The 26,197-nt window shown below is 34.7% G+C and carries 19 protein-coding genes; 13 read left to right on the top strand and 6 right to left on the bottom strand.

Features of this window, described 5'->3' with window-relative positions; genetic code table 11:
• Nucleotides 1-205: 205 nt before the first annotated feature.
• Nucleotides 206-1,558: an MATE family efflux transporter gene (locus BBI01_RS09440; protein WP_065394816.1), complete on the bottom strand. Its 1,353-nt coding sequence runs from the start codon at nucleotides 1,556-1,558 to the stop codon at nucleotides 206-208.
• Nucleotides 1,559-1,985: 427 nt separating this feature from the next.
• Here BBI01_RS09440 and BBI01_RS09435 point away from each other — a divergent pair, with 427 nt between their 5' ends.
• From BBI01_RS09435 to BBI01_RS09405, 7 genes are all read left to right on the top strand, one after another.
• Nucleotides 1,986-2,555, top strand: coding sequence for a Crp/Fnr family transcriptional regulator (locus BBI01_RS09435; RefSeq protein WP_065394425.1), 570 nt, complete (start codon nucleotides 1,986-1,988; stop codon nucleotides 2,553-2,555).
• Between the two features lie 208 nt (nucleotides 2,556-2,763).
• Nucleotides 2,764-3,126, top strand: coding sequence for a hypothetical protein (locus BBI01_RS09430; protein WP_123862123.1), 363 nt, complete (start codon nucleotides 2,764-2,766; stop codon nucleotides 3,124-3,126).
• Between the two features lie 252 nt (nucleotides 3,127-3,378).
• Complete coding sequence (locus tag BBI01_RS09425) at nucleotides 3,379-7,716, top strand: CusA/CzcA family heavy metal efflux RND transporter (RefSeq protein ID WP_065394423.1); 4,338 nt, start codon at nucleotides 3,379-3,381, stop codon at nucleotides 7,714-7,716.
• Between the two features lie 7 nt (nucleotides 7,717-7,723).
• The gene (locus BBI01_RS09420) at nucleotides 7,724-8,875 is read left to right on the top strand and encodes an efflux RND transporter periplasmic adaptor subunit (RefSeq protein WP_065394422.1); all 1,152 of its coding nucleotides are present in this window, start codon (nucleotides 7,724-7,726) and stop codon (nucleotides 8,873-8,875) included.
• Nucleotides 8,876-9,290: 415 nt separating this feature from the next.
• Entirely contained in the window at nucleotides 9,291-11,099 is a 1,809-nt protein-coding gene (locus tag BBI01_RS09415; protein WP_065394421.1) for a hypothetical protein, read from the top strand.
• A 367-nt stretch (nucleotides 11,100-11,466) separates the two neighbouring features.
• Nucleotides 11,467-12,498, top strand: coding sequence for a pirin family protein (locus BBI01_RS09410; RefSeq protein WP_065394420.1), 1,032 nt, complete (start codon nucleotides 11,467-11,469; stop codon nucleotides 12,496-12,498).
• A 181-nt stretch (nucleotides 12,499-12,679) separates the two neighbouring features.
• Nucleotides 12,680-13,627 carry an aldo/keto reductase gene (locus BBI01_RS09405; RefSeq protein WP_065394419.1) on the top strand — a complete coding sequence of 316 codons (948 nt, stop codon included), beginning with the start codon at nucleotides 12,680-12,682 and terminating at the stop codon, nucleotides 13,625-13,627.
• A 121-nt stretch (nucleotides 13,628-13,748) separates the two neighbouring features.
• Here the strand turns inward: BBI01_RS09405 and BBI01_RS09400 are convergent, their stop codons facing one another.
• Complete coding sequence (locus BBI01_RS09400) at nucleotides 13,749-15,596, bottom strand: chloride channel protein (protein ID WP_065394418.1); 1,848 nt, start codon at nucleotides 15,594-15,596, stop codon at nucleotides 13,749-13,751.
• 304 nt (nucleotides 15,597-15,900) lie between these two features.
• Between BBI01_RS09400 and BBI01_RS09395 the strand changes: the two genes are divergently transcribed.
• The 5 genes from BBI01_RS09395 to BBI01_RS09375 all read left to right on the top strand — a co-directional run bounded on the left by BBI01_RS09395 (nucleotide 15,901) and on the right by BBI01_RS09375 (nucleotide 20,713).
• Nucleotides 15,901-16,581 (top strand): response regulator transcription factor, encoded by a 681-nt coding sequence (locus BBI01_RS09395; protein WP_065394417.1) that lies wholly within the window; start codon nucleotides 15,901-15,903, stop codon nucleotides 16,579-16,581.
• Nucleotides 16,582-16,623: 42 nt separating this feature from the next.
• Entirely contained in the window at nucleotides 16,624-17,910 is a 1,287-nt protein-coding gene (locus BBI01_RS09390; protein WP_065394416.1) for a sensor histidine kinase, read from the top strand.
• Between the two features lie 103 nt (nucleotides 17,911-18,013).
• A complete protein-coding gene (locus tag BBI01_RS09385) occupies nucleotides 18,014-19,051 on the top strand; it encodes a sulfite exporter TauE/SafE family protein (protein WP_065394415.1) in 1,038 nt (345 codons plus the stop codon).
• A 96-nt stretch (nucleotides 19,052-19,147) separates the two neighbouring features.
• Nucleotides 19,148-19,891: a COG4705 family protein gene (locus BBI01_RS09380; RefSeq protein WP_065394414.1), complete on the top strand. Its 744-nt coding sequence runs from the start codon at nucleotides 19,148-19,150 to the stop codon at nucleotides 19,889-19,891.
• Nucleotides 19,892-19,918: 27 nt separating this feature from the next.
• Entirely contained in the window at nucleotides 19,919-20,713 is a 795-nt protein-coding gene (locus BBI01_RS09375) for a phosphatase PAP2 family protein (protein WP_065394413.1), read from the top strand.
• A gap of 57 nt (nucleotides 20,714-20,770) precedes the next feature.
• On the opposite strand, the gene BBI01_RS09370 is transcribed toward BBI01_RS09375, so the two are convergent.
• From BBI01_RS09370 to BBI01_RS09355, 4 genes are all read right to left on the bottom strand, one after another.
• Nucleotides 20,771-21,694: an alpha/beta hydrolase gene (locus BBI01_RS09370; protein ID WP_228393971.1), complete on the bottom strand. Its 924-nt coding sequence runs from the start codon at nucleotides 21,692-21,694 to the stop codon at nucleotides 20,771-20,773.
• Nucleotides 21,695-21,867: 173 nt separating this feature from the next.
• Nucleotides 21,868-22,638 (bottom strand): SDR family oxidoreductase, encoded by a 771-nt coding sequence (locus tag BBI01_RS09365; protein WP_228393988.1) that lies wholly within the window; start codon nucleotides 22,636-22,638, stop codon nucleotides 21,868-21,870.
• 42 nt (nucleotides 22,639-22,680) lie between these two features.
• Nucleotides 22,681-24,360 (bottom strand): FAD-binding dehydrogenase, encoded by a 1,680-nt coding sequence (locus tag BBI01_RS09360; protein ID WP_065394412.1) that lies wholly within the window; start codon nucleotides 24,358-24,360, stop codon nucleotides 22,681-22,683.
• Nucleotides 24,361-24,479: 119 nt separating this feature from the next.
• Nucleotides 24,480-25,592, bottom strand: a complete 1,113-nt coding sequence (locus BBI01_RS09355; RefSeq protein ID WP_065394411.1) for an SMI1/KNR4 family protein — start codon at nucleotides 25,590-25,592, stop codon at nucleotides 24,480-24,482.
• Between the two features lie 176 nt (nucleotides 25,593-25,768).
• Between BBI01_RS09355 and BBI01_RS09350 the strand changes: the two genes are divergently transcribed.
• The gene (locus tag BBI01_RS09350; RefSeq protein ID WP_065394410.1) at nucleotides 25,769-26,197 is read left to right on the top strand and encodes a rhodanese-like domain-containing protein; all 429 of its coding nucleotides are present in this window, start codon (nucleotides 25,769-25,771) and stop codon (nucleotides 26,195-26,197) included.

Raw genomic sequence — 26,197 nt, 5'->3', positions numbered from 1 at the left:
TTTTGTTATTTTTTCAGATAGACATTGAATCTTCAATAATAACCTATATAAAAGCAAAAAGGTCCCCAGTGATGGAGACCTTAAAAAAACACAAATGATGAAAAAAAATTATTTCGATCCACAAATATAAGCAAAAATTATATTATGCAAAGCATCATATGTGTATTTTTTTTAAAAATTATTTATTTTAATTAAAAATAGTCAATCAATAACATATTTTAGTTTTTCTTAGCATTTTGAAATTTAGCCAAACCACATACATTACAGTAGCAAATATCAGCCATTCTATCGCAGCACTTACAACGTAAATACTTCGGATTCCATAGATCATAGGAATAATTAAAAGAGCAGGAATATAAAGCACAACCTGTCTTACGATACTTATAATGGTAGCTGGTTTCGCATTTTCTATGGAAGGGAACCAAACTACAGCCATAAAAATAAAAGGCAAAGTAGGTAAAACACTCATATAAATTCTGAAATCCATGAGTTGTGCTGCATTAAATGTCACATTAGGGATCATAACAGATAAGACTTCAGAAGGGAAATACATCACTAAAAACCAAAAAGGAAGCAGAATCATCAGTCCTGTAAAAGAAAAAAGACGATAAGCTCTGATACTTCTTTCATATTTTTCGGCTCCAAAATTCATTCCTGAGACAGGTTGAAGGGCTCTCATCAATCCCCAAAGCGGAGTATTTAATAAGATATAAAACCTATTTACTGCTGTAAAAAAAGTTATATCAGCATCTTTTCCATACTTAGCAAGAACATTGAACACCACAATATTCTGAACTACGATCATTATCATCATAATAAAGCCAGGCATTCCTAAAGACATCGTTTCTTTAATAATAGATTGATCCCATTTTAAAGACCAAAAGTAAGTTTTGAAGGAGGCTTTTCCAGAGGCATAGTACCATATACCCAGAATTGTATAAATAATCATGGAAATATTAGTTGCCCATGCCGCTCCGCTTACTCCCCAGCCAAAAGTTTTGATAAATAGTGGTTTTAATGCTACATCTACTATCAAACCTACAGCTATCATCCATGCAGCTGTTTTCATTCTGCCTTCTGCACGAATCAGCATATTAAGAGCTAAACCGTGAATCCAGAAAAAGCTTCCTAAAATGGTCGCCCTGAAATAATCTACCCCTAAATTGAGAATTTCACCTCTTCCTCCCATCATATAAACCAGTTCCTTAGCGAAAATATAGCAGGGAATTGTAATGACAATCGAAAACAACAAGGTAAGAAAGTTAACTGTCCCCATTGAACGTTTAAGCTTCTCTTTATCATTGGATCCAATCCATATACTGACTGCAGAACCCACACCAGTACCTATCAACGTACCGAACCCCTGTGCAAACTGAGCCAATGGATAAGCAATTCCCACTGCAGCTAAAGCCGTATTACTGATAAGGTGTCCCACAAAAATCCCATCAAGAAAATTATTTAATCCATACAGAACCATTGCAATTACCGCAGGCCATGACATTTGCCACATTACCTTGTACATTTTTTCATTTAAAATAAACTGTCTCTGTTGTTCCATTGTTTTGCTGTAAATCATTAAGTAAAAGAAAGCTGGATAAGTGATAAGAAGGCATTTGTAAATAAAAATTAAATCTGTTTATCTTTTAATCAACAAAATATGCCTTGCTTATTTTCCAGCTTTCAACGAACACGTACTATTATTTTTATTGAGTTATTTTTATTATTAAGAATAATTCTAAATAATCAGCATTTGCAAACTTACCAGCCAGAAACCTAATATAAAGTCCCTCATAGGGAATAAATACTCCGTGAAAAGGAATATATCATTATTTTATTGTCGTGATCTTCAAATACACAGAAACCATTGGATCATTATTTTCCAGAGTCTGATAAAAAAAGATTTTGTGAAATATGTTGTCGAGATTAGTAAAACGACGATGAGTAAAGCATTTATTACTACATTTGCCAATGATTGATCTATATTCATGGAAGAACAGTTGGCTCTATATATCAAAGAAAAAATCTCGGTAACAGAAGAAGAACTGGCTACCATTTTGTCTTATTTTAAACCGATCAGATTAAAAAAGAACGAATTACTTCTTACCACCGGACAATCCAGCCAGAAAACATTTTTTGTAGCAAGCGGATGCCTCAGGATATTCTTTATCAATGAAGAAGGGCAGGATTCTACAAGGTATTTTGCTTTTGAAAACCAGTTTGCGACTGCATTAGTTAGTTTTATCACTTCCGAACCTTCTGAAGAATTCATACAGGCAGTAGAAGATACCGAAGTTTTCTATATTACCCATAAAGACTTTTATCACCTCCTTGATATTGTTCCGAAATGGGAAAAGTTTTACAGGATTTACCTTGAAATAGCCTATGTTACCAATACCAAACGTCTTATGTCTTTCCTTGTTCAGGATGCATTGGAAAAATATCGTCAGTTATTGGAAGAGAACCCAATTATTGTACGAAGGCTTTCCAATAAAATGGTTGCATCTTATCTTAATATTTCGCAGGAAACATTGAGTAGACTTAAATCAAAGCTTTAAGTAAAATATTATAACTACAAATCATTAAGTGAAATTCATCTTTAAATAACGTTGATTTAAGATCTTAATGCTTTTTAAAACGTTAAAACTCAAAATATAAATTTTAAATAAAGTTCATGTTTTAAAACCAACTGAAAACCTCTTTATTAAACAAAAATTAATCTTCTACATTTTCCTCAGAAAAAATTTAAGCCCTATATTTGCAGTAATGTTAAAATGGTTCTCCATATTATGTTCGATGATGTATGTGCTGGCTACCACCAATGCGGGGGAAGTACTCAAGGTGCCTATGTTTGTGGAACATTATATGGAATATCACGGAAATCTTTCGGAATTCGTCATGGAACACTATGACAACCATAAAAAAGATGCCGACTGGGATGCTGATCAAAAACTACCTTTTATCAATCCTCCGATTGTATTGACCGTTCATGCACAGCTTCCAGAACTTACATTTAAAATCCAGAAACCCAAGGAATTTAAAATTCCTCAGAAAAACAGTATTTATCAGGAAAAGGACTTCTCAAACCTTTACCTTTCCAATATTTTCCAGCCTCCGCGGCTTTCTTAATTGATTTAAAATTGAAAATCAATGCTTTAAACTTTTGTCTAAAGCTGTCAATTCCTATTATTTATCAATACAACCTGTAGCATACTGAATGCTGTTCCGACATGAGTTCACTAATATTTTCATAAAATAAAGTGTGCTTTATGAGCTTATAACTTTCACTTAAAATTTCTTAAGTGTTTAAAGATTTTATAGTTCAGAACAAATTCTGGAAGTTTTTATACATGCTACAAGTTCTCAATTAATAATTTTTTCATGTTAAACAAAATTATTGAGTTTTCTGTAAAGAATAAACTCATCATTGCTCTGTTCACCATAGGTTTAGTCCTATTCGGAGTATATGAAACAACCAAACTTCCTATTGATGCTCAGCCTGATATCACCAACAATCAGGTTCAGATTATTACTACTGCGCCATCGTATGGTGCTGCAGATATCGAGCGTCTCGTAACATTTCCCATTGAGCAGGCAACCAGTAACATCAGTGGAATTACAGAACTCCGAAGCCTTTCAAGATTTGGGCTTTCATTGGTAACTGTAGTTTTTAATGATGATACTGATGTGTATTGGGCACGTCAGCAAGTTCAGGAGCGGCTGCAGCTTGTTCAGAATAATATTCCGGAAGGAATCGGAAAGCCTGAGCTGGGACCTATTTCTACGGGATTGGGTGAAATTTTCCAATATGTGGTAAGAGCCAAGAAAGGTTATGAAAATGTGTATGATGAAACGGAACTTAGAACTATTCAGGATTGGGTGGTGAGACGCCAGTTATTAGGAACCAAAGGAGTAGCAGATGTCAGCAGCTTCGGTGGCAAGCTGAAACAGTACGAAATTGCTATTAATCCTAATAAACTTCAGGCATTTAATATCAATATCAATGATGTTTTTACAGCTTTGGAGAACAACAACCAAAATACAGGAGGTGCCTATATCGAAAAAAAAGAAACTGTACTTTTTATCAGAAGTGAAGGGCTTTTAGGAACAAAGGAAGATATAGGAAGCATTCAGGTTGCGGAAACAAAAGAAGGAATTCCTGTTCATATAAAAGATGTAGCTGATGTGAAGATCGGATATGCTACAAGATATGGAGCCATGACCTATAACGACACGGGAGAAGTATCCGGAGCCATTGTATTAATGCTTAAAGGTGAAAATGCTAATGTAGTCATTGGTAACATCAAGCAAAGGCTTGAAAAAATACAGGAATCTTTACCGGAAGGAGTTGTGATTGAACCTTTCCTTGATCGTGCGAAAATGGTTAATAATACCATCAGCACCGTGAAAACCAACTTGATGGAAGGTGCTTTAATCGTAGTTTTCATTCTTGTTTTATTCCTTGGAAATTTCAGAGCAGGATTATTGGTAGCATCAGTCATTCCTTTGGCAATGCTTTTTGCCATTATCATGATGAATATCTTTGGAGTAGGAGGAAACCTGATGAGTCTTGGAGCATTAGATTTCGGGCTTATTGTAGATGGTGCCGTTATTATTGTGGAAGCCGTTCTGCATCAGCTGGCACATAAAAAACATTTTGGAAAAGACAATATGCTCAGCAAAAAGGAAATGGATGATCAGGTTTCCAGTTCTGCTACTAAAATGGTTAACAGTGCTGTTTTCGGACAGATTATTATCCTGATTGTATACCTTCCGATTTTTACACTTCAGGGAATTGAAGGGAAAATGTTTAAACCTATGGCTCAGACTGTTGCCTTTGCGTTAATAGGAGCATTTATTCTTTCCCTTACTTATATTCCTATGATGAGTTCATTGGTTTTAAGCAGAAAGAAAAAAGAAAAAGACAATATTTCTGATAGAGTAATGTCTAAAATAGAATTTGGACATCAAAAGTTTCTGATGAAAGCTTTAAAGTTCAGAAAAACAATTATTATTGGTGTTCTGGTACTTTTTGCCGGTGCTGTTTTCACTCTTTCAAGAATGGGAGGAGAATTTATTCCGTCTTTGGAAGAAGGTGATTTTGCCGTTGAAATGAGAATTCTTCAGGGAAGTAACATTAATGAAACGAAAAAAGTAACGACACAAGCCTCCAGTATTCTTTTAAAACAGTTTCCGGAAGTACAGAAGATCGTTGTTAAGATCGGTAGTGCAGAGATTCCTACAGAACCAATGCCGATGGACGCAGGAGATATGATTATTGTTTTAAAACCTAAAAAAGAATGGACATCTGCAACCTCTTTCCCGGAACTTTCTGAAAAAATGAGCAAAGCATTGAGCGTAATTCCTGGATTAACAACCAGTTTCCAGTTTCCTGTACAAATGCGTTTTAATGAACTGATGACCGGAGCAAGACAGGATATCGTTTGTAAAATCTATGGTGAAGACCTTGATAGTCTTACAACCTATGCCAAAAAGCTCGGAAGCATTATCAATACAGTAAAAGGAGCCCAAGACCTTTATATAGAACCTGTTGAAGGAGCCCCACAGGTGGTCATTGATTATAACCGTTCCGAGTTATCCAGATATAATATTTCGGTTGCAGAAATCAATAGGGTCATCAACATGGCATTTGCAGGACAAACGGCAGGAGCATTATATGAAGGTGAGAAAAAGTTTGACATTGTTGTCCGTATGGATAATGAACATAAAAAAGACATTACAAGTATTCAGAATTTATTGGTTCCTACGGCTTCAGGGGAGCAAATACCTTTATCTCAGCTTGCAAAAGTAGAACTAAAAGACAGCCCGAATCAGATCCAAAGGGAAGATACCAAAAGAAGGATTATCATCGGCTTTAATGCAAGAGGAAAAGATGTACAGACTGTGGTGGAAGAACTTCAGCAGAAAGTTGGTAAAAATCTTACATTCTCCCCAGGGTACACTATTTCTTATGGAGGAACTTTTGAAAACTTAAATGAAGCAAAAGCAAGACTTGGAGTTGCAGTTCCTATTTCATTGGTCATGATTTTCTTACTCTTATTTTTTGCTTTCGGTTCTGTAAAACATAGTTTGCTGATCTATACTGCAATTCCTTTATCAGCCATCGGAGGTGTGTATTTTCTTGCGTTAAGAGGTATGCCTTTCAGTATCAGTGCCGGAGTTGGATTCATTGCCTTATTTGGGGTCGCTGTACTTAATGGAATTGTTTTAATATCAGAATTTAACCGATTGAAAAAGAACGGAATAAATAACACCAGCAGAATTGTACTGATGGGGACAAGAATCAGGCTTCGTCCGGTTTTGATGACTGCTTTTGTAGCATCACTAGGATTCCTTCCAATGGCGATAAGTAACGGTGCCGGAGCAGAAGTACAAAGACCTCTGGCAACAGTAGTAATCGGGGGATTGATGCTTGCCACCCTTTTAACACTGTTTGTTCTTCCAATCCTTTACGTCTTATTTGAACATATTAATAAAGATAAAATGAAATTCTCTAAAAAAATAAACTATAAAAAATTGTCTGTTGTCTTATTATTGATTTCTTTCGGAAGCTTTCAGGCTCAGGAAAACATTACTTTTGAAGAAGCACTTGAAAAAGCTTACCAACAAAACGGAACACTTAAAAGCACAAAATTAATCTCTGATTATCAGGAAAAATTAAAAGCCAGTTATCTGGATCTCCCTCAGCTGGAAGTTACCGGAGCATTCGGACAGATTCAGGGAGAGGAAACAGACAATTCATTCGGGATTTCCCAAAGGTTCAGCTTTCCAACCGTTTATACCAAAAGAAAACAGATGCTGAATGCTGAATGGAATGCAAGTGTGATCAATCAGAATCTTACAAAAACACAGCTGACCAAAGAAGTTACAGATGTTTTCTATAGAATTTTAGTACTTCAGGAAAAGAAAAAAGTTTTGGAATATATCAGCCAGTTATACAACAATTTTGCTGATAAAGCCGGACTAAGATTAAAGAAAGGAGAAGCCAATATTTTAGAAGAATCTACAGCAGAGATTCAGAAAGAACAAATTAAAGTACAGTTGAATTCTCTTGAAAACGATCTGAATATTGCCAAACTACAGCTTCAGTTACTTCTTCAGTCTGAAAAGTCTTATCAACCCATTGCAGATCAACCTATCATTAATATTGGGCTTCAGGTTTCTGAGGAAATGGTAAAGCAACATCCTGAACTTCAGTATTTACAGCAGCAAATCAAAGTAGGTGAGGCGGAAGTACAGCTTGAAAAAAGCAGATTGCTTCCTGAACTTCTTATAGGTTATGCCAACCAAAGCATGAAGAATATTAACAATAACCGTTTTAATTCAGTTCAGGTAGGTGTGGGAATACCATTGTTTACTAAAGGGCAGAAAGCATTGGCAAAGGCAGCAGAAGCAAAGATTGCCATTACTGAAAATCAATTCCAAAGAAAGGAAATTGAGCTTAAAAACAGATTAAAGCAACAATTGAACAACTACATAAATCAGCAAAAAATCATTGAAAATTATGAACAGAAACAGCTTCCAAAATCTGAAACTATTTTAAAAACTGCACAAAAGCAGATGGACGTAGGAGAAATTGATTATCTAAACTGGGTAATCCTGGTCAATCAAGCCGTAAAAACCAAAGCAGATTATATCGATAGTCTTGAAAGACTCAATCAGATTGGAGCAGAACTTAACTTCTTAATTTCAAAATAACAGCATAATGCAATTCAAAATAATATCAATATACAGTTTAGCCTTAGTATTTGCTTTATCTTCATGTTCGGGCAAAAAAGAGGAGGAAAAAACGGTCTACGAAAACACAAAATTCGCAAAGGGTGGTGAAGATACCGTTCAGCTTTCAGATCAGCAGATGAAATCGGTTGGAATTACCACAACAACTATCCAAGACAGGAATATGGAAAAACTTGTACGCCTTAATGGAAAAGCTGAAATTTCTCCATCTCATATCAGTTCCGTTTCAAGCATTATGGGCGGGCATATCAAATCGATCAATGTGATTAATGGTAGCCATTTCAGTAAAGGACAGGTACTTGCCGTGGTAGAAGATCCGCAATTCATCCAGTTACAGCAAGATTATCTGGTAACCAAAGCACAATTGGAAGCAGCGAGACTGAACTTTAACAGACAGAAAGACCTTAACACTAGTAAAGCAAGCAGTGATAAGACATTACAAACTGCACAGGCTGATTATTCAACATTAAATGCCACTTTGAAAGGTCTTGAAGAAAAACTTCGAATCATTGGTATTAGTGCAAAAGGTTTAAGTACAGGGAATATCAGAAGTAAAATCAATATTTATGCTCCTTTCAGTGGTTTTGTAAGCAAAATCCTGGTAAATAACGGACAATACATCAATCCTGCAGATACTTTATTTGAGCTGATCAATCCTACGGGATTACTTTTGGAATTAAAAGTGTTTGAAAACGATGTCAATGACGTAAAAGTAGGACAGGAAATCCTCGTTTATAACAATCAGAATCCAGATCTTAAATCGAATGCTAAAATTGTAAGCCTTGTTCCAAGTATTGAAAATGGTGGTTCGGCAACAGCTATAGCCAAACTATCCACTACAAATACAGAATTTGTAAAAGGAATGTACATCAACGCAGAAGTGAATATCAGCAGCAGATATACGCAAGGACTTCCCAATGACGCGGTTGTAGCTTTTGAAAATAAGAATTATGTTTTTGAAGACCTTGGAAAATCAAAATATAAAATGATTCCTGTGGTAACGGGTATTTCAGATGATCAGTTTACAGAAATCCTGAAAGCTGATTTCTTAAAAGATAAAAAGATTGTACAGAAAGGAGCTTACAGTCTTCTGATGATGTTAAAAAATAAAGCGGAATAATCACTTATATCAATAGTTTTTAAAGGAAAAAGGTTTTGTTTACTGTTATAGTAAATGAAACCTTTTTTAATGGTGATTTGTCATCGGCACGGATGAATGAATGGTTTTATTTCAGAAGCAAAACTGAGACTCTTACAAAATGAAAAGCTTGAGCGTTAAATTTATAAGACCTAGATATAAAAATAAGGCTGTCATATTAAAACATTCGGGCATTCGTGGCAAAAACAGACATCTATTATTTAAAAGCTTTGTGCCTTCATGTATTTCAACATATCAATAAAATGACTTTTAACATATTTTCAATAATCCATATATTATTTGCTGCATAATTAATTAAAAAAACAATACTTTTAAGCAGTGAATTAGTTGAAAGAATTTTTAGTTGCATTAAATAAATAACTTTTATTGAAACATAATGACAACTAAACCGTTACACAATTTCCATATTCCGGTAATGGGATTGGCTTATACTATAGACAGCCCGATCCGCGTTGCACAATATGGAATTTCTTCTGTGATTTCTATCATTGATGATGAGATTCTGGAAAAAATGAAGAACTTTTATAATCAAAAGTTTAATCTTACTTATTTAGGAATTTCAACCAAAACAGAAGATTACAGAGCTAAAAGAATTACTGCTTATCTGGACATGGTAGATGATATCGTGAACGAAAAGTTTGAATCTTTCAAACAGGAAATCAGTAAGAATAAAGAGGCTTTGAAAGACTTTATGGCAATGCTGCCTAATACTTCAGACCTTAAAAACAATCTGCAACAACTTATTTCTCAAAAGGACAGTTGGGGAGAAAGCATTAAGAATTTTATTGAAACCAACTTAGCTCCAGGAAGTATTGATGTCAATATCATGACAAAAGTTGATAAAGACAACTATAAAAAGAATGAACAGCTTCCTGTTATGTATAATGATGCGCATGCTTCACTTCGTGGTTTTGCCAATAGTAAATTATCTTCTTCTATGGTTCTTTCGGCTGGAATGAATCCCCGTTTGTACAGCTATATGGAAGAATTTGATGATTTTTTTCCGGATGAAAACGGCGTATTAAAAAAGAAAATTATTCTTAAAGTAAGTGATTTCCGTTCCGCAATGATTCAGGGAAATTTTCTTGCGAAAAAAGGACTTTGGGTATCAGAATACCGAATAGAATCCGGGCTGAACTGTGGTGGACATGCCTTTGCTACCGAAGGAATGCTTTTAGGACCAATTATGGAAGAATTCAGACAGAAAAAAGATGATCTTATCCAGTCTGCACATTCATTGATGATCAAAGCTTTAGAACAAAAAGAAAGGTTCACTGTTTCTCAACCTTTAGAAATGAAAATCACTGTACAGGGTGGAGTAGGCACCTCCGAGGAGCATGATTTCCTATTGGCAACTTATAATGTAGATAGTATTGGCTGGGGGTCTCCCTTTTTATTGGTACCTGAAGCAACTTCTGTTGACCATGAAACCAGAAAACTTCTTTTACAATCTAAAGAACAGGATTTTTACCTGAGTAAGATCTCACCGCTTGGCGTTCCATTCAATACCATAAAAGGAACATCTAATGAACTATTAAAACAACAGAAAGCAGCCCATGGAAGATACGGAAGCTCATGTCCGAAAAAACTATTGGCATTAAGTAAAGAATATTCACCGGAAGGAACTTGTACAGCCTCAAAAAAATATCAGGATATTAAACTGAATGAACTGAACTCACAAAAAGAAACTATTTCTGTAGAAGAATTTGAAAAGAGAAAATCAGAAATTACAGATAAAGCATGTTTATGTGTAGGATTGGTGAATTCTGCATACATGGAGCAAGGAATTGAAATTAAAGGTGAGAAACAAGGCGTTGTCATTTGTCCGGGACCCAATATTGCCTTTTTTGATAAAGAAGTTTCCCTTTCAGAAATGGTAAAACATATTTATGGAAATATTAATATTCTTTCGGATAATGAGCGTCCCAATATGTTCATTAATGAATTAAAGATGTATGTTGATTATCTGAAAAAAGAGATTAAAGACCCTTCAATACAAATCACGACCTCACAAACTAAAAAATGGAATACCTTCAAGAAGAATATATTGGAAGGAATAGAGTATTACCATCAGCTTTTTAATACATCAACATTCTTCAGGCAAGGTTTACAAACGATCAATCTTCAATTGCAGGAATATAAGCTGATGCTCAACACCCTTGAGATTCCTTATGCTAAACAGTAAGTTACAATTGTATAAAAGATAATTATTTTATAACACTACCAATGCACGAATAGTTTTATTCGTGCATTTTTTGTAGTAAAATGATATTTAAGCTGACCAAGCAATGATAATCCAAGATATCCACAGGTAAATTATAATCAAAATGTCAGCATTCCAGCCTTTATTTCAGCCAGTTTGGCATATTGTTTAGTGCTTAATTTTTCATCAAAAACCTGAGTTCCTCTCAAACTATGATTAATACTATAAGTAACTTTAAGAAATCATTAACAATGATTTTCAGAAGCTGACACGGGATAAATTGGTCTCGAATTTGAGCAATTAGAGTGTGTAAACAACACAAATAGTAATAATAAAAAACACTTACACAATGAAAGTTAAAAATCTATCGAGAATAGTAGGCGGCATGCCTATTAGTGATCCGTTTATTATCGGAGTTTATCACAAAGATAATTATCCGCAGGCTAATGGTAATATGGGACCAGACGCATCATTAGAAGGAAGATCAATTGGTAATGATTTCAATAGGGATGCTGATTGGAGAATGTACCACGGAGAGGAAATTCCTGGTTTTCCACACCATCCACATCGTGGCTTTGAGATTGTAACCATTGTTTCTAAAGGCTATGTTGATCATTTCGATTCAAAAGGATCAAAAGGTCGTTACGGACAAGGTGATGTACAGATGATGAGTGCAGGATCCGGTGTTTTGCACGGGGAAATGTTTCCACTTGTAAACGATGATGCACCCAATCCTTTAGAACTCTTTCAAATTTGGATGAATTTACCATCAAAAAGTAAAATGACAGAACCAGATTATAAAATGCTTTGGAAAGAGAAAATTCCGGAATCCAATATCAAGAATGAAAATGGAGGAAATGTAAAAATCAAAGTAATTTTAGGAGAGTACAATGGGGTGAAATCTATTGACCCACTTGAGAATTCATGGGCAAAAGATCCTAATCATCATGTTGGGATTGCACTTTTAGAAATGGATCCTGAAACAGAATTTGTTCTTCCAGCTGTAAATTCTACAATGAATCGTTATTTGTTTTTCTATGATGGAAATTCTATCCTAAATCTGGATGAATATACCATGGAAAAAGGATTATTCGCTGAGCTGGATGGAGGAGAAGAAATCAGAATTAAAAATGGAAGCGGTGCTGCTCAAATAATTATTTTAGAAGGAGAACCTATAGGAGAACCTGTCGCAGCAAGAGGTCCATTTGTAATGAATACGGAACGAGAACTGGAGGATTCTTATGCAGAATATCGAAGAACCCAATTTGGAGGCTGGCCATGGGGAAATTCAGAAATGGATCTTGTAAATCCTAAAGAAACAGGCAGATTTGCAAGTTATCGATTTGGAGAAGAATTAGACTCTCCTGAAAAGCAGAACTAATTTTAATAATATTCATATTTATAGCAAGACTTTTTAGTCTTGCTTTTTTATACCTCATACGTATACAAAGCCATATGAATACTACATTTTTATTTATTATAACTATAACCTCAATGGGTATTTTAAATACTGTAAACAACCAATATTCCTTACCTTAGAGGTCAGTAAGTAAAATTAATTTATGGAAAAAAGAAAAATCAAAAATACCGACTTAGAAGTTGCACCTATCAATTTTGGTGGAAATGTTTTTGGATGGACATTGGATGAAAAGGAATCATTTGATATTCTGGATAAGTTTACAGATGCCGGATTCAATTTTATAGATACGGCAGATACTTATTCATGGTGGGTAAATGGAAAAGGCGGACAATCTGAAGAGATCATTGGAAAATGGATGAAAAGCCGCAATAACCGCAAAGATATCGTATTAGCAACTAAAGTGGGTTCTGAAACGAAGGAACACGGCTATGATATCAGCAAAAAACATATCCTGAAATCAGTAGATGAATCTCTTCAAAGACTTCAGACAGATCATATTGATCTTTATTACACCCATTTTGACGATCAAACAACTCCGGTAGAAGAGACACTTTCTGCATATGATGAAATCATCAAAGCCGGGAAAGTACGCTATATCGCAGCATCAAATCTTTCTCCTGAACGTCTGAAAGCATCATTTGAAGCTTCAGAAAAGCATAATCTTCCCAAATATGTTGCATTACAGCCACATTATAACTTATTGGAAAGAGAAGGCTTTGAGAAAAACTATGCTCCTTTGGTGGAACAGTTTGATCTAAGCGTATTCCCGTATTGGTCTTTGGCTGCAGGTTTTCTTACCGGAAAATACCGTACTGAAGAAGATCTCACAAAAAGTGCCAGAGGAGAAGGAGTAAGAAAATATTTAAATCCTAAAGGTTTAGAAGTTTTACAGGCATTGGATCAGGTAAGTGAAAAGTATCATAGCAATCAGGGAACAGTAGCTTTGGCTTGGTTGCTGTCAAATCCATTGATTACAGCTCCTATTGTAAGTGCTACAAGTTCTTCACAGCTTGAAACCCTTTTCAATGCACCTAAACTTATTTTAGATCAGGAAGATATTGATTTGCTGAACAAAGCAAGTCAGTATTAATTTCCAATTATCGTTATTAGATTAAAAAATCCGTTCAATTTAATATTGAACGGATTTTTTTAAAACCACAAAAAGATATTTTTTAACAGTTAAGTTACTACTCGGTCTTCAAATTATCTCTTTAATCCGAATATTCTTTCAGCAACTGTCTATAGCTCATCAAGATAGATGACTTCGAAATAAACCCAATAAAATCATTGTTCTCATTCACAACAGGAAGATTCCAGACTCCCGTGTCATCAAAGGTTTGAAGAATATCCAAAGGTCTGTTATCAGGGTGAAGTGCCGCCGGAGGAGCCTTCATTATATTGATTACCGATTGAGAAGCATCAAATTCTTTATTAAAAAGATAGGGTCTGATATCATCCAAGGTTAAAACTCCTTTCAGTTTGCGGTTTTCATCTACAATTGCAAAAATATTTTTATTTCCGTTTTTCACGAGTTCAAAAAGCTCTGAAACAGAAGCATTTTCAGGAATTGTTTGTGAGTATTTATCAATAAAGTCTTCTGTTCTTAAAGCAAAAAGAAGGTTTTTATCATGTTTATTGGTAAATATTTTTCCTTCATCTGCAAGGGATTTCAATTCAGGAGAGATAGGAGAGAACCATTTTGCAATAAGATAAGACATTACGGAAACGATCATTAACGGAATAAACAGATCATATCCAAAACTGGATTCAGCAATCAGAAATATAGCTGTAAGTGGAGCATATAAAACACCGCTCATGGCACCAGCCATTCCTACCAGTACAAGATTGGTTACCGGAACATCTTCAAATCCTATATGCTGACAAACCAAAGCAAATAAATACCCTAGAGTTCCACCAGCAAAAAGAGATGGCGCAAAGTTTCCTCCATTTCCACCACTGAATATCGTAAAAGAAGTTGCAAATGCCTTTAATAATAATATCAGGACCAGAAATATAATGATTGTCCATTCTCCAATTTCGAAATACCTGAAAAAACTATTTTCAATGATAGAATGAGTATCTCCGTTGGTAAAAGCCTTTACTGTTTCATATCCCTCTCCGAATAAAGGCGGAAACAAGACACACAGAAGTGACAGAACAGCACCTCCAAACATCGCTTTACGCATTCTTGAAAGCTGAAGCCCCTTAATAAAATGCTCTACTTTTTGAGAAATAATTACAAAATATCTTGCATATAAACCTGTTACAATTCCTAAGATTAAATAGTAGGGAACATTTTTATAATTAAAAGCATCTCTGGTATAAAATCTGAAAAGCACATCTTCCTGAAGCAGAATCCTTGACAAAAGACTTCCACAGACAGCAGCTACCACCAAAGGAATAAAATCTGTAAAAACGACTCCGGTAAGCAGAATTTCAAAAGCAAACATAATCCCGGCAATAGGAGCATTGAAAGCTGATGCAATTCCGGCAGTAGCTCCGGCAGCAAGTAATAATGTACGTTCTTTATAGTTTAATCTGTAGGTTTGTGCATAATTTGATCCTATTGCTGCACCTGTAACCGCAATCGGACTTTCCAATCCGGCAGAACCTCCCAATCCAACAGTAACAGCACTCTGAATCACCTGGGAATACATTTTTACAGAAGCAACAATACTTGAATTCTGGGCAATTTCATAAAGAATAGCACCAATCCCTTTTCGATCTTGTCCTTTAAATAAGGTAAGAACAATCATCGTAGTTAATACAATTCCTAAAAAAGGAAAAACAATATAAAATAAAATCTGGTATTCAAAGTGAACCTTATTGGTAATAAAATAATGAATGTTATGTACCAATGTTTTTAAGATTACTCCGGCAAGCCCTGCTGTACAACCCACCAAAATTCCAGACAGTACAAGAAACTGGTTTCTGCTTAATCTGTTGTTCAGCCAATGGAGAATAAGCTCATAACTGCGCGCTTTTTCCAGTCCGTATTTCTGGAAATCTCTTTTAAATTTTAGAAAACTTAGGTACTTTTTTTTGTTGTGAATTTTCACCGGAAAGATTTTTAATACTGTTCAAATGGGATACAGCAGTGTAAATTTATGAAATATCTTATAAAAAACGTCTTAAAACATCTTGTGAATTTTTCAATTAAGAATCAATATTATTAATTATTTGTTCAATAATTTGTTCGAGTTAGAGTACAAAACAGATTGTACTTATATAAAGTAAACATATTTGTCAATTTTATTTCGCTGTTGAATATTTTTCATTATTCAGCTAAATCCTTCCTATATTTTAGTAATATTATTATTCTAAGTTCAGAATTTCTTCAGAATTTAGTTATAGATTTATCCCATGAAAATTCTAATCGTTGAAGACGAAGCTGAACTTGCAAAAAGTATTTCCGAATATTTATCCGGAGAAGATTATCTCTGCGAAAATGCCGGAACATTCAATGAAGCTATGAACAAGATAGAAACTTTTGACTATGATTGTATTTTATTAGATATCATGCTTCCTGATGGAAATGGACTTAAGATTTTAGAAGAGCTGAAAAAACAGCAAAAACAGGATGGTGTCATTATCATTTCAGCAAAAAATGCACTGGATGACAAGATTGAAGGATTAAAACTAGGAGCAGATGATTATCTTACCAAACCTTTTCATCTTTCTGAACTTATGGCGAGAGTATATTCCATTATCAGGAGAAAGCAGTTCAGCAGTTCTAATGTGATTAAGCAAAACGAGCTCCAGATTGATCTTCTGGCAAAGTCTGTTGCTGTAAATAATGAACCTATTTTTTTAACAAAGAAAGAGTTTGATCTTCTGATTTATTTTATCGGAAACAAAAACAAAGTGATTTCTAAAAGTACCTTAGCAGAACATCTTTCCGGAGACTTTGCCGATATGCTTGATAATCATGATTTTGTTTATGCCCATGTAAAAAATCTTAAGAAAAAGCTTTATGATGCAGGATCAGAGCATTACTTAAAAACTGTGTATGGAACGGGATATAGGTGGGAAGCAATTGAATAATTTAAATCTGTATTAAACCTTGAATATAAAACTTTAATCATCTTGAAGCCACTTTTAAATAAGACTACAAAACCTTTTATTATTTATGTACTTGTTATACTCACCATCAGTATTCCTGTATATTATTTTGTGGTGGACAATATCTGGCAAAGTGAACTGGATGAGCATAATCAGATTATTGTAGAGAAAACAGCTTATGAATTTAATCAGTTAAAATTATCCGGAAAACAGCTGGAAGAAAGTCTTCAATTATGGAATCATATTCAGCCTGAAACGAATATTGAAAAGATTTCCCCTGATCAAGTCAGGAAAGATAGTGTTTATATTAACGAAAAGGCTCTTTTATTTACCTCTGAAAATAAGAAAGAAAGATATCGATGTCTTAAGAAAGTAATTTATATTCAGGGAAATCCTTATTTGTTTACCATAGAAACCAATATAGAGGAATCTCATGAGACTATTGGAATAATAGCAATGATCACTGTTTTTTTCTTCATCATGATTGTTATAGGGCTTTTGTATCTGAATAGAAGGCTATCTGCATCTATCTGGAAGCCATTCAGGGATACATTGAACCGTTTAAAAACATTTAATCTCAATAGTCAAGATAAAATTAAATTTCCAGTTTCCGATATTACAGAATTTGAAGAATTAAATCAATCTCTTCACAAACTTATAGAACGCAATATTTCAGTCTATAAAACCCAAAAGGAATTTACCGAAAATGCTTCTCATGAGCTTCAAACTCCACTTGCAATTCTTAAAAATAAGCTGGACTTACTTCTACAGGATCAAGATCTTACGGAAAAACAATATCTGATTGTAGAAGATATTAATAAAGCTCTTACAAGAAGTTCCAGAATCAATAAAAACCTTCTGTTATTGGCTAAAATAGAGAATCATCAGTTTGATAGCTCTGAAGTGATTGTGATGGATGAAATATTGTATCAAATTATTGCTATTCTGCAGGAACACTTTGAACAGAAAGATATAAAATTAGAACAGGAAATAGCAAGTAATATTAGGATAAATGGTAACAGCAGTCTCATAGAGGTCATGATTAATAATCTCATCATCAATGCTATTAGACATACTTCTCAGGGAGGTTTAATTTCTATTCGACTCACAAGTTCTGTTTTTGAAATTTCGAATTCCGGAGATAAAGAACTTAATGCAGACCTTTTATTCAAACGATTTTCAAAGTTGTCTGCCAATAATAACGGAAGTGGACTAGGGCTCTCTATCATTCAGGAAATCTGCAAGTTTCATCATTGGACAATCCATTACAGGTTTGAAAATGGACAACATATTTTTTCTATTAATTTATAATTCCTTTAACATCTCCAAGAGCAAAATTCAAAATTTCTTCTAAATCAGTTTGCACCTTTGTAGTGAAAATATTTACATACTGAAGTGTAAATTCTATTTGGAAATGATTTTAAAAATTGTCTTTTTGTTCGCAGGAACAATACTTGCATTCTGGATCAGTGCTATTTGTGGCGGTGGGGCAAGCCTTATCCTGATTCCTATTTTGAATCTGCTGTTGCCAACATCATTGGTTCCTTTTTCTCTTACGATTGGTACTTTTACCAGTTCGGCTTCAAGAATTGCTGTATTTAAACAACATATCAACTGGAAAATATTCTTATGGTTTGTTCCATTCTCTATTCCGGCTGTATTATTAGGTGCTTTTCTGATTAAATATGTGAATCCGAATTATCTGCAATTGGTTGTAGCCATTTTTCTGATTGCCAATCTTCCTCAATTATTTGTTTCTAAAAATAAGGCGGAAGAAACAGAAAAAGAATATCCCAAATCAGCGTTGGCACTCATCGGCTTTATGGCAGGTTTCATCTCAGGAATTACAGGAGCAGTAGGGCTTCTTTTTAATCGTTTTTATTTGAAATTCGGACTGAAAAAAGAAGAAATTGTTGCTACCCGTGCTGCTAATGAAGTATTTCTTCATCTTATAAAACTGATCATTTATATTTCACTGGGATTATATTCTAATACAGCATTATGGCTGGGAATTGCAATTGCCATCGCTGCTATCGTTTCTTCTTATACTGTAAAATATATCCTTCCACATCTTAGCGAAAATCTATTCAGAAAAATAGGATATGGAGCCATGGTTATATCGGGAATCACTTTAATGACAAGTACTTCAGGTAAAATTATTCAACAGGATCAAATTGCTTTCAATAGTTCATCCACTGCAAAGAAAAATATTTATACAGTATCCTGGAAAGATACCCGTCTGGTATTGGAATATAAAGCACATGAGGGAATAGAGATTGAAAAAAGTATACGTCCAGAAGAATTATCCGGAGACCTGAAAGAAAAATACCATAATCTGATGGAACATTATGATGAAGTGCATATTGAAAAAGTATATGCATTTGGAAAAAAGACAACTCACGAATTCTATTGTTATAAAGATAATGTGCTTACAAAATTTAAAACAACATAATCAATATATTATTTAAGAACAGGTTATTATTTGAAAATTTTGTCCCTAAACATTTTCTAACAAAATCGATTTCAACTTAATACAAGAATAAATGCAATGAGAACGGCAAACAAAGTAGCAGCAGTCAGCATACTTTTCTGGCTCATGAAAATTGTAGCAACTACATTAGGAGAAACTCTGGGTGATTTTATTTCTATGACCTTAAATCTGGGCTATACAAAAGGAATTTTTATCACATTAGCATTCTTTATTCTTATATTATCGGTACAACTTTCTCTTAAAAAATATAGTCCACCAGTCTATTGGCTCGTTATTATCGGAACAACAACCCTAGGAACGGAAATTTCTGATTTCATAGACCGGACATTACATACAGGATATTTAATGGGTAGTTTAATTCTTCTTTCTGGACTGTTAATTTCACTTTTTCTATGGAATAAAAGATACGGCAATCTTGAAGTTTATCCCATTTTTGAGAGAAATAAAGAATTCTATTATTGGGGAGCCATATTATTTTCCAATAGTCTTGGGACAGCTTTCGGGGATTTCCTGAGTGATAATTTAGGATTGGGTTATATGACAGGAGCATGTATTACCGGAGTAATCATTCTAATTGTTGTCTTACTTCATTATTTTACCAAGATTAATCATGTTCTTTTGTTTTGGATCGCCTTTGTATTCACTCGTCCGTTTGGAGCAACATTTGGTGACCTTTTAACGAAACCTCTGACAAAAGGAGGTCTTGATTTAGGACCAATGAACGCATCCCTAGTATCTCTTTTATTAATGGTAATAATGATTTTTATTTCTCAAAGAAAATATCTTGAAACGTCTTCTTAATCATTTTAAAATTTCTTCTTTATTACAATGGTAAAATTTCTTCAAAAAACACTCATTTATATTATTGCTTTCAATTCTTTTTATTGTAGCATCAATGCACAGAGCATCAATGATAGTACCACGATACAGGCTCCTTTACAGGATAGTATTGTAAAGAATAAACTTAATTATAAAAGTCTTATTATTCCCGGAACTTTAATTGCGTATGGCGTGGCTGGTTTAACTATGAATAATCTAAAACAGCTCAATCTTTCCACCCGAACGGAGATTAATGAGCATAAGCCAGCACCTGTTAATCTGGATAACTATACCCAATATGCTCCTGCTGTAATGGTATACGGGCTGAATGCGATGGGCATAAAAGGAAAGCATAACCTTAGAGACCGTACCATTATTTATGTTTCCTCTCAATTAATTTCTGCAGCTTTTACCATGCCGTTGAAATATCTTGTAAAAGAGGAAAGACCTGATCGATCCAATACCTTATCATTTCCGTCCGGTCATTCTGCAACAGCATTTTCTTCTGCACAGTTTATGTTCAGAGAATATAAGGATACCAATTTTTGGTTAAGTCTTTCAGGATATCCTTTCGCTATTTTTACTGGTGTGTATCGAATGTTAAATGATAAACACTGGCTGGGGGATGTTGCAGCAGGTGCAGGTTTTGGAATTCTTTCCACAGAACTTGCTTATTGGCTTTTTCCTAAGATTGATACTATGCTGCGTGGAAAAAATAAAGAAAAAAAACTATTATCATCTACCATGGTTATGCCTTTTTATCAGAATAAAACTGTAGGAATTGGGCTGGTAAAAAGCTTTTAAGAATATAACAAAAAAAGCATTGTTCATTATTTGAACAATGCTTTTTCGTATTGACTACTATAAATTTTCTTGATAAAAAGGAATCAATCGATCTAATGCTATTTTAACAGGTTCCGGCTGATCATACAATTCATAGTGTGACCATCCTTCTGCAATTACCAGTTCCTTTTTCTCTGATCTGGCTCTTCTCATAATTTCCAGTCCGTCTCTGTATGCCCCGAAACCACCAGGTTTATCACCGATTACTATCATTAAAGGCTGAGTTAATAAAACTTCTGCAAGATAAAAAGCATCCCAACCCATGGCTGCGCTACTTCTCGAATACAGATAACTGGTTGCTCCGTTTGGCTTTTCTCCTCTTGGTGTTTTGTAATATTCTGTAGCTTCCAATACATCAATATCTTTAATACCTGCAGCTGTTGCAGCTTCCACGGAAGGAGGTAAAAAAGGATTGATCTGAAGTTCTGCACCTCTTGCCTCAGCAGTACGCTGTTCCGCAATTTTTTCTAAAGTTCCGATAGGACTCCAGTTTCCAAAAGCTTCTCTCCAAAGTCTACCATAATTGGCTCCTGTTACACTTCCTACAGCTTTGATACGACGTTCTGTCATTGCTGCATTAATAGCATAGCCACCAACACCACAGATGCCCAAAACTCCAATACGTTTTTCATCTACATAAGGAAGCGTTACAAGGTAATCACAGGCGTAACGGAAATCTTCCACTCTTAGCGTAGGATCTTCTATGAAACGGATATCTCCGCCACTTGCTCCCTGAAAGGATGCATCAAATGCCAATACGACAAAACCTGCGTCCGCTAAAGCCTTTCCATACACGTTTCCAGAGGTTTGTTCTTTACAACTTCCTATTGGGTGAGCACTGATAATGGCTGCATATTTTTTGTTTTCATCAAAGTTTGGAGGTAAATATAAATCTGCTGCTACGTTCCAATTAAGGGTTTTAAATGTTACTGACTGAATCATAATAATTGTTTTTAGTGATTAATTATTGTATTTATTTTATGATACAAATGTACAGTCAGCAATTTTCAAAGCAGGTAGACATTTTACCTGAAAACGGATACATTTTACTGATGAAAGAAAAAAAGGTTCAGAGTCTAGAAAATTTGGTATTTAGAATAATTAAAATGTATTATTCAGACCACTTTTGCTTTTCGGACAATTTTTGCCAATAGTGAAGGGAAAAATCTTTTCAGGTAAACCCCTAATACTTCTTTCCCGCCAATAGCTTTTTGATATTTCTTTTTTTCAATAGCAGACAGCATTTTTCTGGCGAAAATATCTACAGGCATTCCTTTATTTGTGGCATCATCCATAGTCCCTTGTGTGGAACCATCGCCCACAACAGCATTTATAGACACATTGGTTTGTATAAATCCTGGGCAGATAATCGTTATTAAAATATTCTGGTTAAATAATTCTGCGCGCAAAGCATCAAAAAAGCCATGAAGAGCATGTTTTGCAGCAGCATAACCACTACGCATCGGTGCTCCGAAAACTCCCATTAAACTTGAAACGACAGCAATCTGTCCGCCATTATTTTTAATCATATAAGGAACAACGGCTTTTGTTAATGCAACAGTTCCTATAAAATCAATATCCATGAGGCGTTTATCGACTTCTATATCCGTTTCCATAGCCAATGAACGCTGAGATAGTCCTGCATTGTTAATAAGAATATCAACTTTCCCAAACTTTTCTATTGCCTTCTCAGCTAGGGCAGGCATATCTTTATAATTTTTCAAATCTAAGGGGATCACAGCATATTGATTTACGGTAAGTCCTGCACTTTCCGCTACTTCATATAGTTGTTCTTCATTTCTTGAAGAAAGAATAATTTTAGCATTACTGGTCTTTACTAACTCTCTTACCAAAGCTTCTCCGATTCCTGATGACGCGCCTGTAATTCAGACTACTTTGTTGTCATAATAATTATTCATCAACAAAAATTATATGTTTGTGTTTTCTTTTTTTAATCCTGCAATATATTTTCCAGCTTTCATTCCGGAGAAGATACAACCTCCTAGAAATGTTCCTTCTAATGCTCGATAGCCATGCATTCCGCCACCGCCAAAGCCAGCAACTTCGCCTGCTGCATATAACCCCTCTATCACTGTTTCGTCTCCTCTTAAAACCTGTCCGTCAAGATTTGTTTTTATTCCGCCTAATGTTTTTCTGGTTAAAATATTAAGACGTACCGCGATTAAAGGTCCGTTTTCCGGAGATAATATTTTATGTGGAGCGGCAACTCTTCCAAGTTTATCACCTAAATAACTTCTTGTACTTCTGATATAATTGACTTGAGTGTCTTTTGAAAACTTGTTGTCCAATTCTCTGTCTCTGTCTTCAATTTGAGATTTTATCTTTTCGTAATTCAGCAGATGATCACCAGACAGCAAATTCATTTTTTCTACAAGATCTTTTAGATTATCCGAAACAATAAAGTCTTTTCCATGTTCCTTAAAAGCTTCTACAGGACCTGGAGCTTTTTTACCAAAGATTCTTTTCAGAAAAAGCGCATAATCTTTATTGGTAATATCCGGATTCTGTTCTGATCCTGAGAGTGCAAATTCTTTTTTAATGATTTTTTGAGTAAGAATAAACCAGGAATAAGAATATCCCGTATCCTGTATGTATTTTAAAGTTCCCAACGTATCAAATCCTGGAAGGAAAGGAGCGGGAAGGCGATTACCTTTTGCATCAAACCACAAGGAAGACGGTCCGGGAAGTATTCTAATCCCATGATTAGACCAGATCGGGTTCCAGTTTTGAATACCTTCAGTATAATGCCACATGCGATCTCGATTGATGATGTCTGCTCCTGCATTTTCAGCGATTCCTATCATTTTTCCGTCTACGTAATCAGGAACGCCACAAACCATATTTTCGGGTGCTTTGCCCAACCTTTCGGGCCAGTTTTTTCTTACCAATTCATGATTGGCACCAATTCCACCTGATGCAATAATAATGTGAGGCGCAGAGTATTCAAACTGAGAGATAATATTACGATTGGTGGCAACACCTCTGTCTTTAGTATCATTTTCAAGAACATCTCCTTTAAGACCTTTTATTTTACCATTTTCTGTGATTAATTCAGTTACTCTATGCCTGAATTTCATTTGTAATAAACCTTTTTCTCTTGCCTGATATGCCTTTTCCACAAAAGGTTTTACCACACCGGTTCCGGTTCCCCAGCTTACATGAAAACGAGGTACAGAATTTCCGTGACCATTTGCTGAACCGTCGCCACGCTCTGCCCAGCCAACCATAAACATCAGCTTGATTCCCAATTTAGAAATATATTCGTATTTTTCTCCTGCTGCAAATTTCAGATAGGCTTCTGCCCATTTTCGGGGCCAATAATCTTCTTCACGGTCGAAACCTGCTGTACCTTTCCAATCCTGCAATGCGAGTTCATAAGAGTCTTTAATACCCATTCTCCGTTGTTGGGGAGAATTGATCAGAAACAGCCCACCAAAAGACCAAAATGCCTGCCCGCCGATATTCTGTTCAGTTTCCTGATCCAGTAACAACACTTTTTTACCGACATTGGTAATTTCCATTGCAGCAGTAAGCCCTGCCAATCCGGTTCCTATAATAATAGCATCTGGCTGGAATTTTTCTTCCATGATAAAGGTGTTTTTTTATTCACAATACTTTATATAAAAGTATAAAATATTTGTACTCCACATAAGAAAACACATCAGGAAATATTAAATAAGTAATTTAAACAAAAAATGCAGATATTTTAATCCAGTATTTCAAATTCTACCTGAGCTCCAAGATCTTCAAGTTCTTTGGATGTCTTCTGTAACCATTTACTATATCCAGTTGTGAATAATATCCGAGGGGATTTACTCAATTCTAGGGCTTCCGATCCGGAAATATCAAATTCTTTTTTCAGCAGTGCAATCACTTTCATTTTATTCGGTCCTACATCTGTGATGTATAAGTTTACTTTTGAGCCAATTGAGTCAAAAGATTCCTGCTTTATCTCTTCCCAATCTAAAACACTTTCATCTTCGATCGTAAGATAAACATCCTTCCAAAAAAGATTTTCAACATCTATATTTTCATCAAAATAATTGATTAATGCTGTCTTATCATATCTCATATTTTGAACATCTTCCAGTATTTCCTGAAATATTTTAAGGCTATCAGCAATTTTTATGGGCTCCCAATCTCCTTGTCCATGATAAGCAAAATACACAGGAAACATTTGTTCAGCCTCATTTAAATCTATAAAAAAAGGATCATCAAAATAATTGGTTGCTAACACAATCCAATTTGATTTAAAATCTCCGGGTTTATCACTTGTAAGGTTTTTATTTTCTACTGAGTTATAATGATAACCATCCTGAAAATAGTAAATATGTTCAATAGGTGCGTAATATTCCGGCAATGCAATTCCTTCAATAGCAATAGTTTTTTTTAAGAATTCTCTAATATCCGTAAAGGAAGATATCCGCTCTAGCAAAAGCGTATTTTCATTTTTACGTTTTTCAATATCAGTCTCAGACAATTCATTCTTTTTACTTTCAAAAGGAAATTTACGCTGCATCCAATGTAGCAAATCACGGTCTAAAACTTCAAGATATTCTTCCTGTAATACCCCGTAAGAAGTTAAATAAACCTTTGTATCCTTATTATTTTTTGATATTACGGCAACCTGCCCACCAGAATCATCTGCAATAGGAATATATTCCGGTAGATAGTCTTCAAATTCATAGGTGTCATAACGTTCCTGAATCTCTTCTTCATTCCGAAAAACACGTATCACATCATAAATGATAGTTTCTTTATGTTTTTTTGTGAAAATTTTTATAAAGTTTGACCAATGGTCGGGAAGATTGATTTTCATAAGGAAGAAATGCTTTTAAATTATCTTAAATCATAGATTATGACTCATTTTTAAGGCTAAAATACAAAAATGGAAATCATTTGAAATTTTATCTTTGTTAAAAATCATTCCAAAATAGGCTCATACAGCCTTTTACGGTTCAATAAATCATTTATATATTTGTGAAAAATAGAAGTATGAAGTATTTGTTTATCATGGTATGCTTTGTTTGCTCCTTTTTTGGGCAGGCACAGCAAACACAGGATCCATGGAAAGAAAGCCAGTTGATGGATCCGGCATTGTTGGCATCAAGAATTGTAAAGAACAAAACCAAGGATTTATTGATTATTTCCGTAGGTCCTGAAGCTATTATCAAAGGTTCTGTAGATATCGGACCAACTCACGAGCCTGAAAATCTGGAAAAATTGAGAAACTACCTTAAAGATATTCCTAAAAATAGGGAAGTTGTCATCTATTGTGGTTGCTGTCCTTTTGTAAAGTGCCCGAATATTCGTCCGGCATTCAATTTATTAATGGAAATGGGCTTTAAAAATGCCAAACTTTTAAATCTTCCAAAGAATATCAAAACGGATTGGCTGGATAAAGATTACCCAACAAATGATTAA

The organism is Chryseobacterium artocarpi, assembly GCF_001684975.1.
GTDB classification, from domain to species: Bacteria; Bacteroidota; Bacteroidia; order Flavobacteriales; family Weeksellaceae; genus Chryseobacterium; species Chryseobacterium artocarpi.
Note: the sequence above shows the minus strand (reverse complement) of the source record. Positions and strands in the feature narration are given on the sequence as shown.

Bases quoted from the DNA above. Each gene is read 5' to 3' on its own strand.
- BBI01_RS09355 (WP_065394411.1), bottom strand. From the start codon at position 25,592: ATGAAAATCAATCTTCCCGACCATTGGTCAAACTTTATAAAAATTTTC.
- BBI01_RS09380 (WP_065394414.1), top strand. From the start codon at position 19,148: ATGAGAACGGCAAACAAAGTAGCAGCAGTCAGCATACTTTTCTGGCTC.
- BBI01_RS09375 (WP_065394413.1), top strand. From the start codon at position 19,919: ATGGTAAAATTTCTTCAAAAAACACTCATTTATATTATTGCTTTCAAT.
- BBI01_RS09425 (WP_065394423.1), top strand. From the start codon at position 3,379: ATGTTAAACAAAATTATTGAGTTTTCTGTAAAGAATAAACTCATCATT.
- BBI01_RS09395 (WP_065394417.1), top strand. From the start codon at position 15,901: ATGAAAATTCTAATCGTTGAAGACGAAGCTGAACTTGCAAAAAGTATT.
- BBI01_RS09435 (WP_065394425.1), top strand. From the start codon at position 1,986: ATGGAAGAACAGTTGGCTCTATATATCAAAGAAAAAATCTCGGTAACA.
- BBI01_RS09440 (WP_065394816.1), bottom strand. From the start codon at position 1,558: ATGGAACAACAGAGACAGTTTATTTTAAATGAAAAAATGTACAAGGTA.
- BBI01_RS09385 (WP_065394415.1), top strand. From the start codon at position 18,014: ATGATTTTAAAAATTGTCTTTTTGTTCGCAGGAACAATACTTGCATTC.
- BBI01_RS09430 (WP_123862123.1), top strand. From the start codon at position 2,764: ATGTTAAAATGGTTCTCCATATTATGTTCGATGATGTATGTGCTGGCT.
- BBI01_RS09415 (WP_065394421.1), top strand. From the start codon at position 9,291: ATGACAACTAAACCGTTACACAATTTCCATATTCCGGTAATGGGATTG.
- BBI01_RS09420 (WP_065394422.1), top strand. From the start codon at position 7,724: ATGCAATTCAAAATAATATCAATATACAGTTTAGCCTTAGTATTTGCT.
- BBI01_RS09405 (WP_065394419.1), top strand. From the start codon at position 12,680: ATGGAAAAAAGAAAAATCAAAAATACCGACTTAGAAGTTGCACCTATC.
- BBI01_RS09360 (WP_065394412.1), bottom strand. From the start codon at position 24,360: ATGGAAGAAAAATTCCAGCCAGATGCTATTATTATAGGAACCGGATTG.
- BBI01_RS09350 (WP_065394410.1), top strand. From the start codon at position 25,769: ATGAAGTATTTGTTTATCATGGTATGCTTTGTTTGCTCCTTTTTTGGG.
- BBI01_RS09410 (WP_065394420.1), top strand. From the start codon at position 11,467: ATGAAAGTTAAAAATCTATCGAGAATAGTAGGCGGCATGCCTATTAGT.
- BBI01_RS09370 (WP_228393971.1), bottom strand. From the start codon at position 21,694: ATGATTCAGTCAGTAACATTTAAAACCCTTAATTGGAACGTAGCAGCA.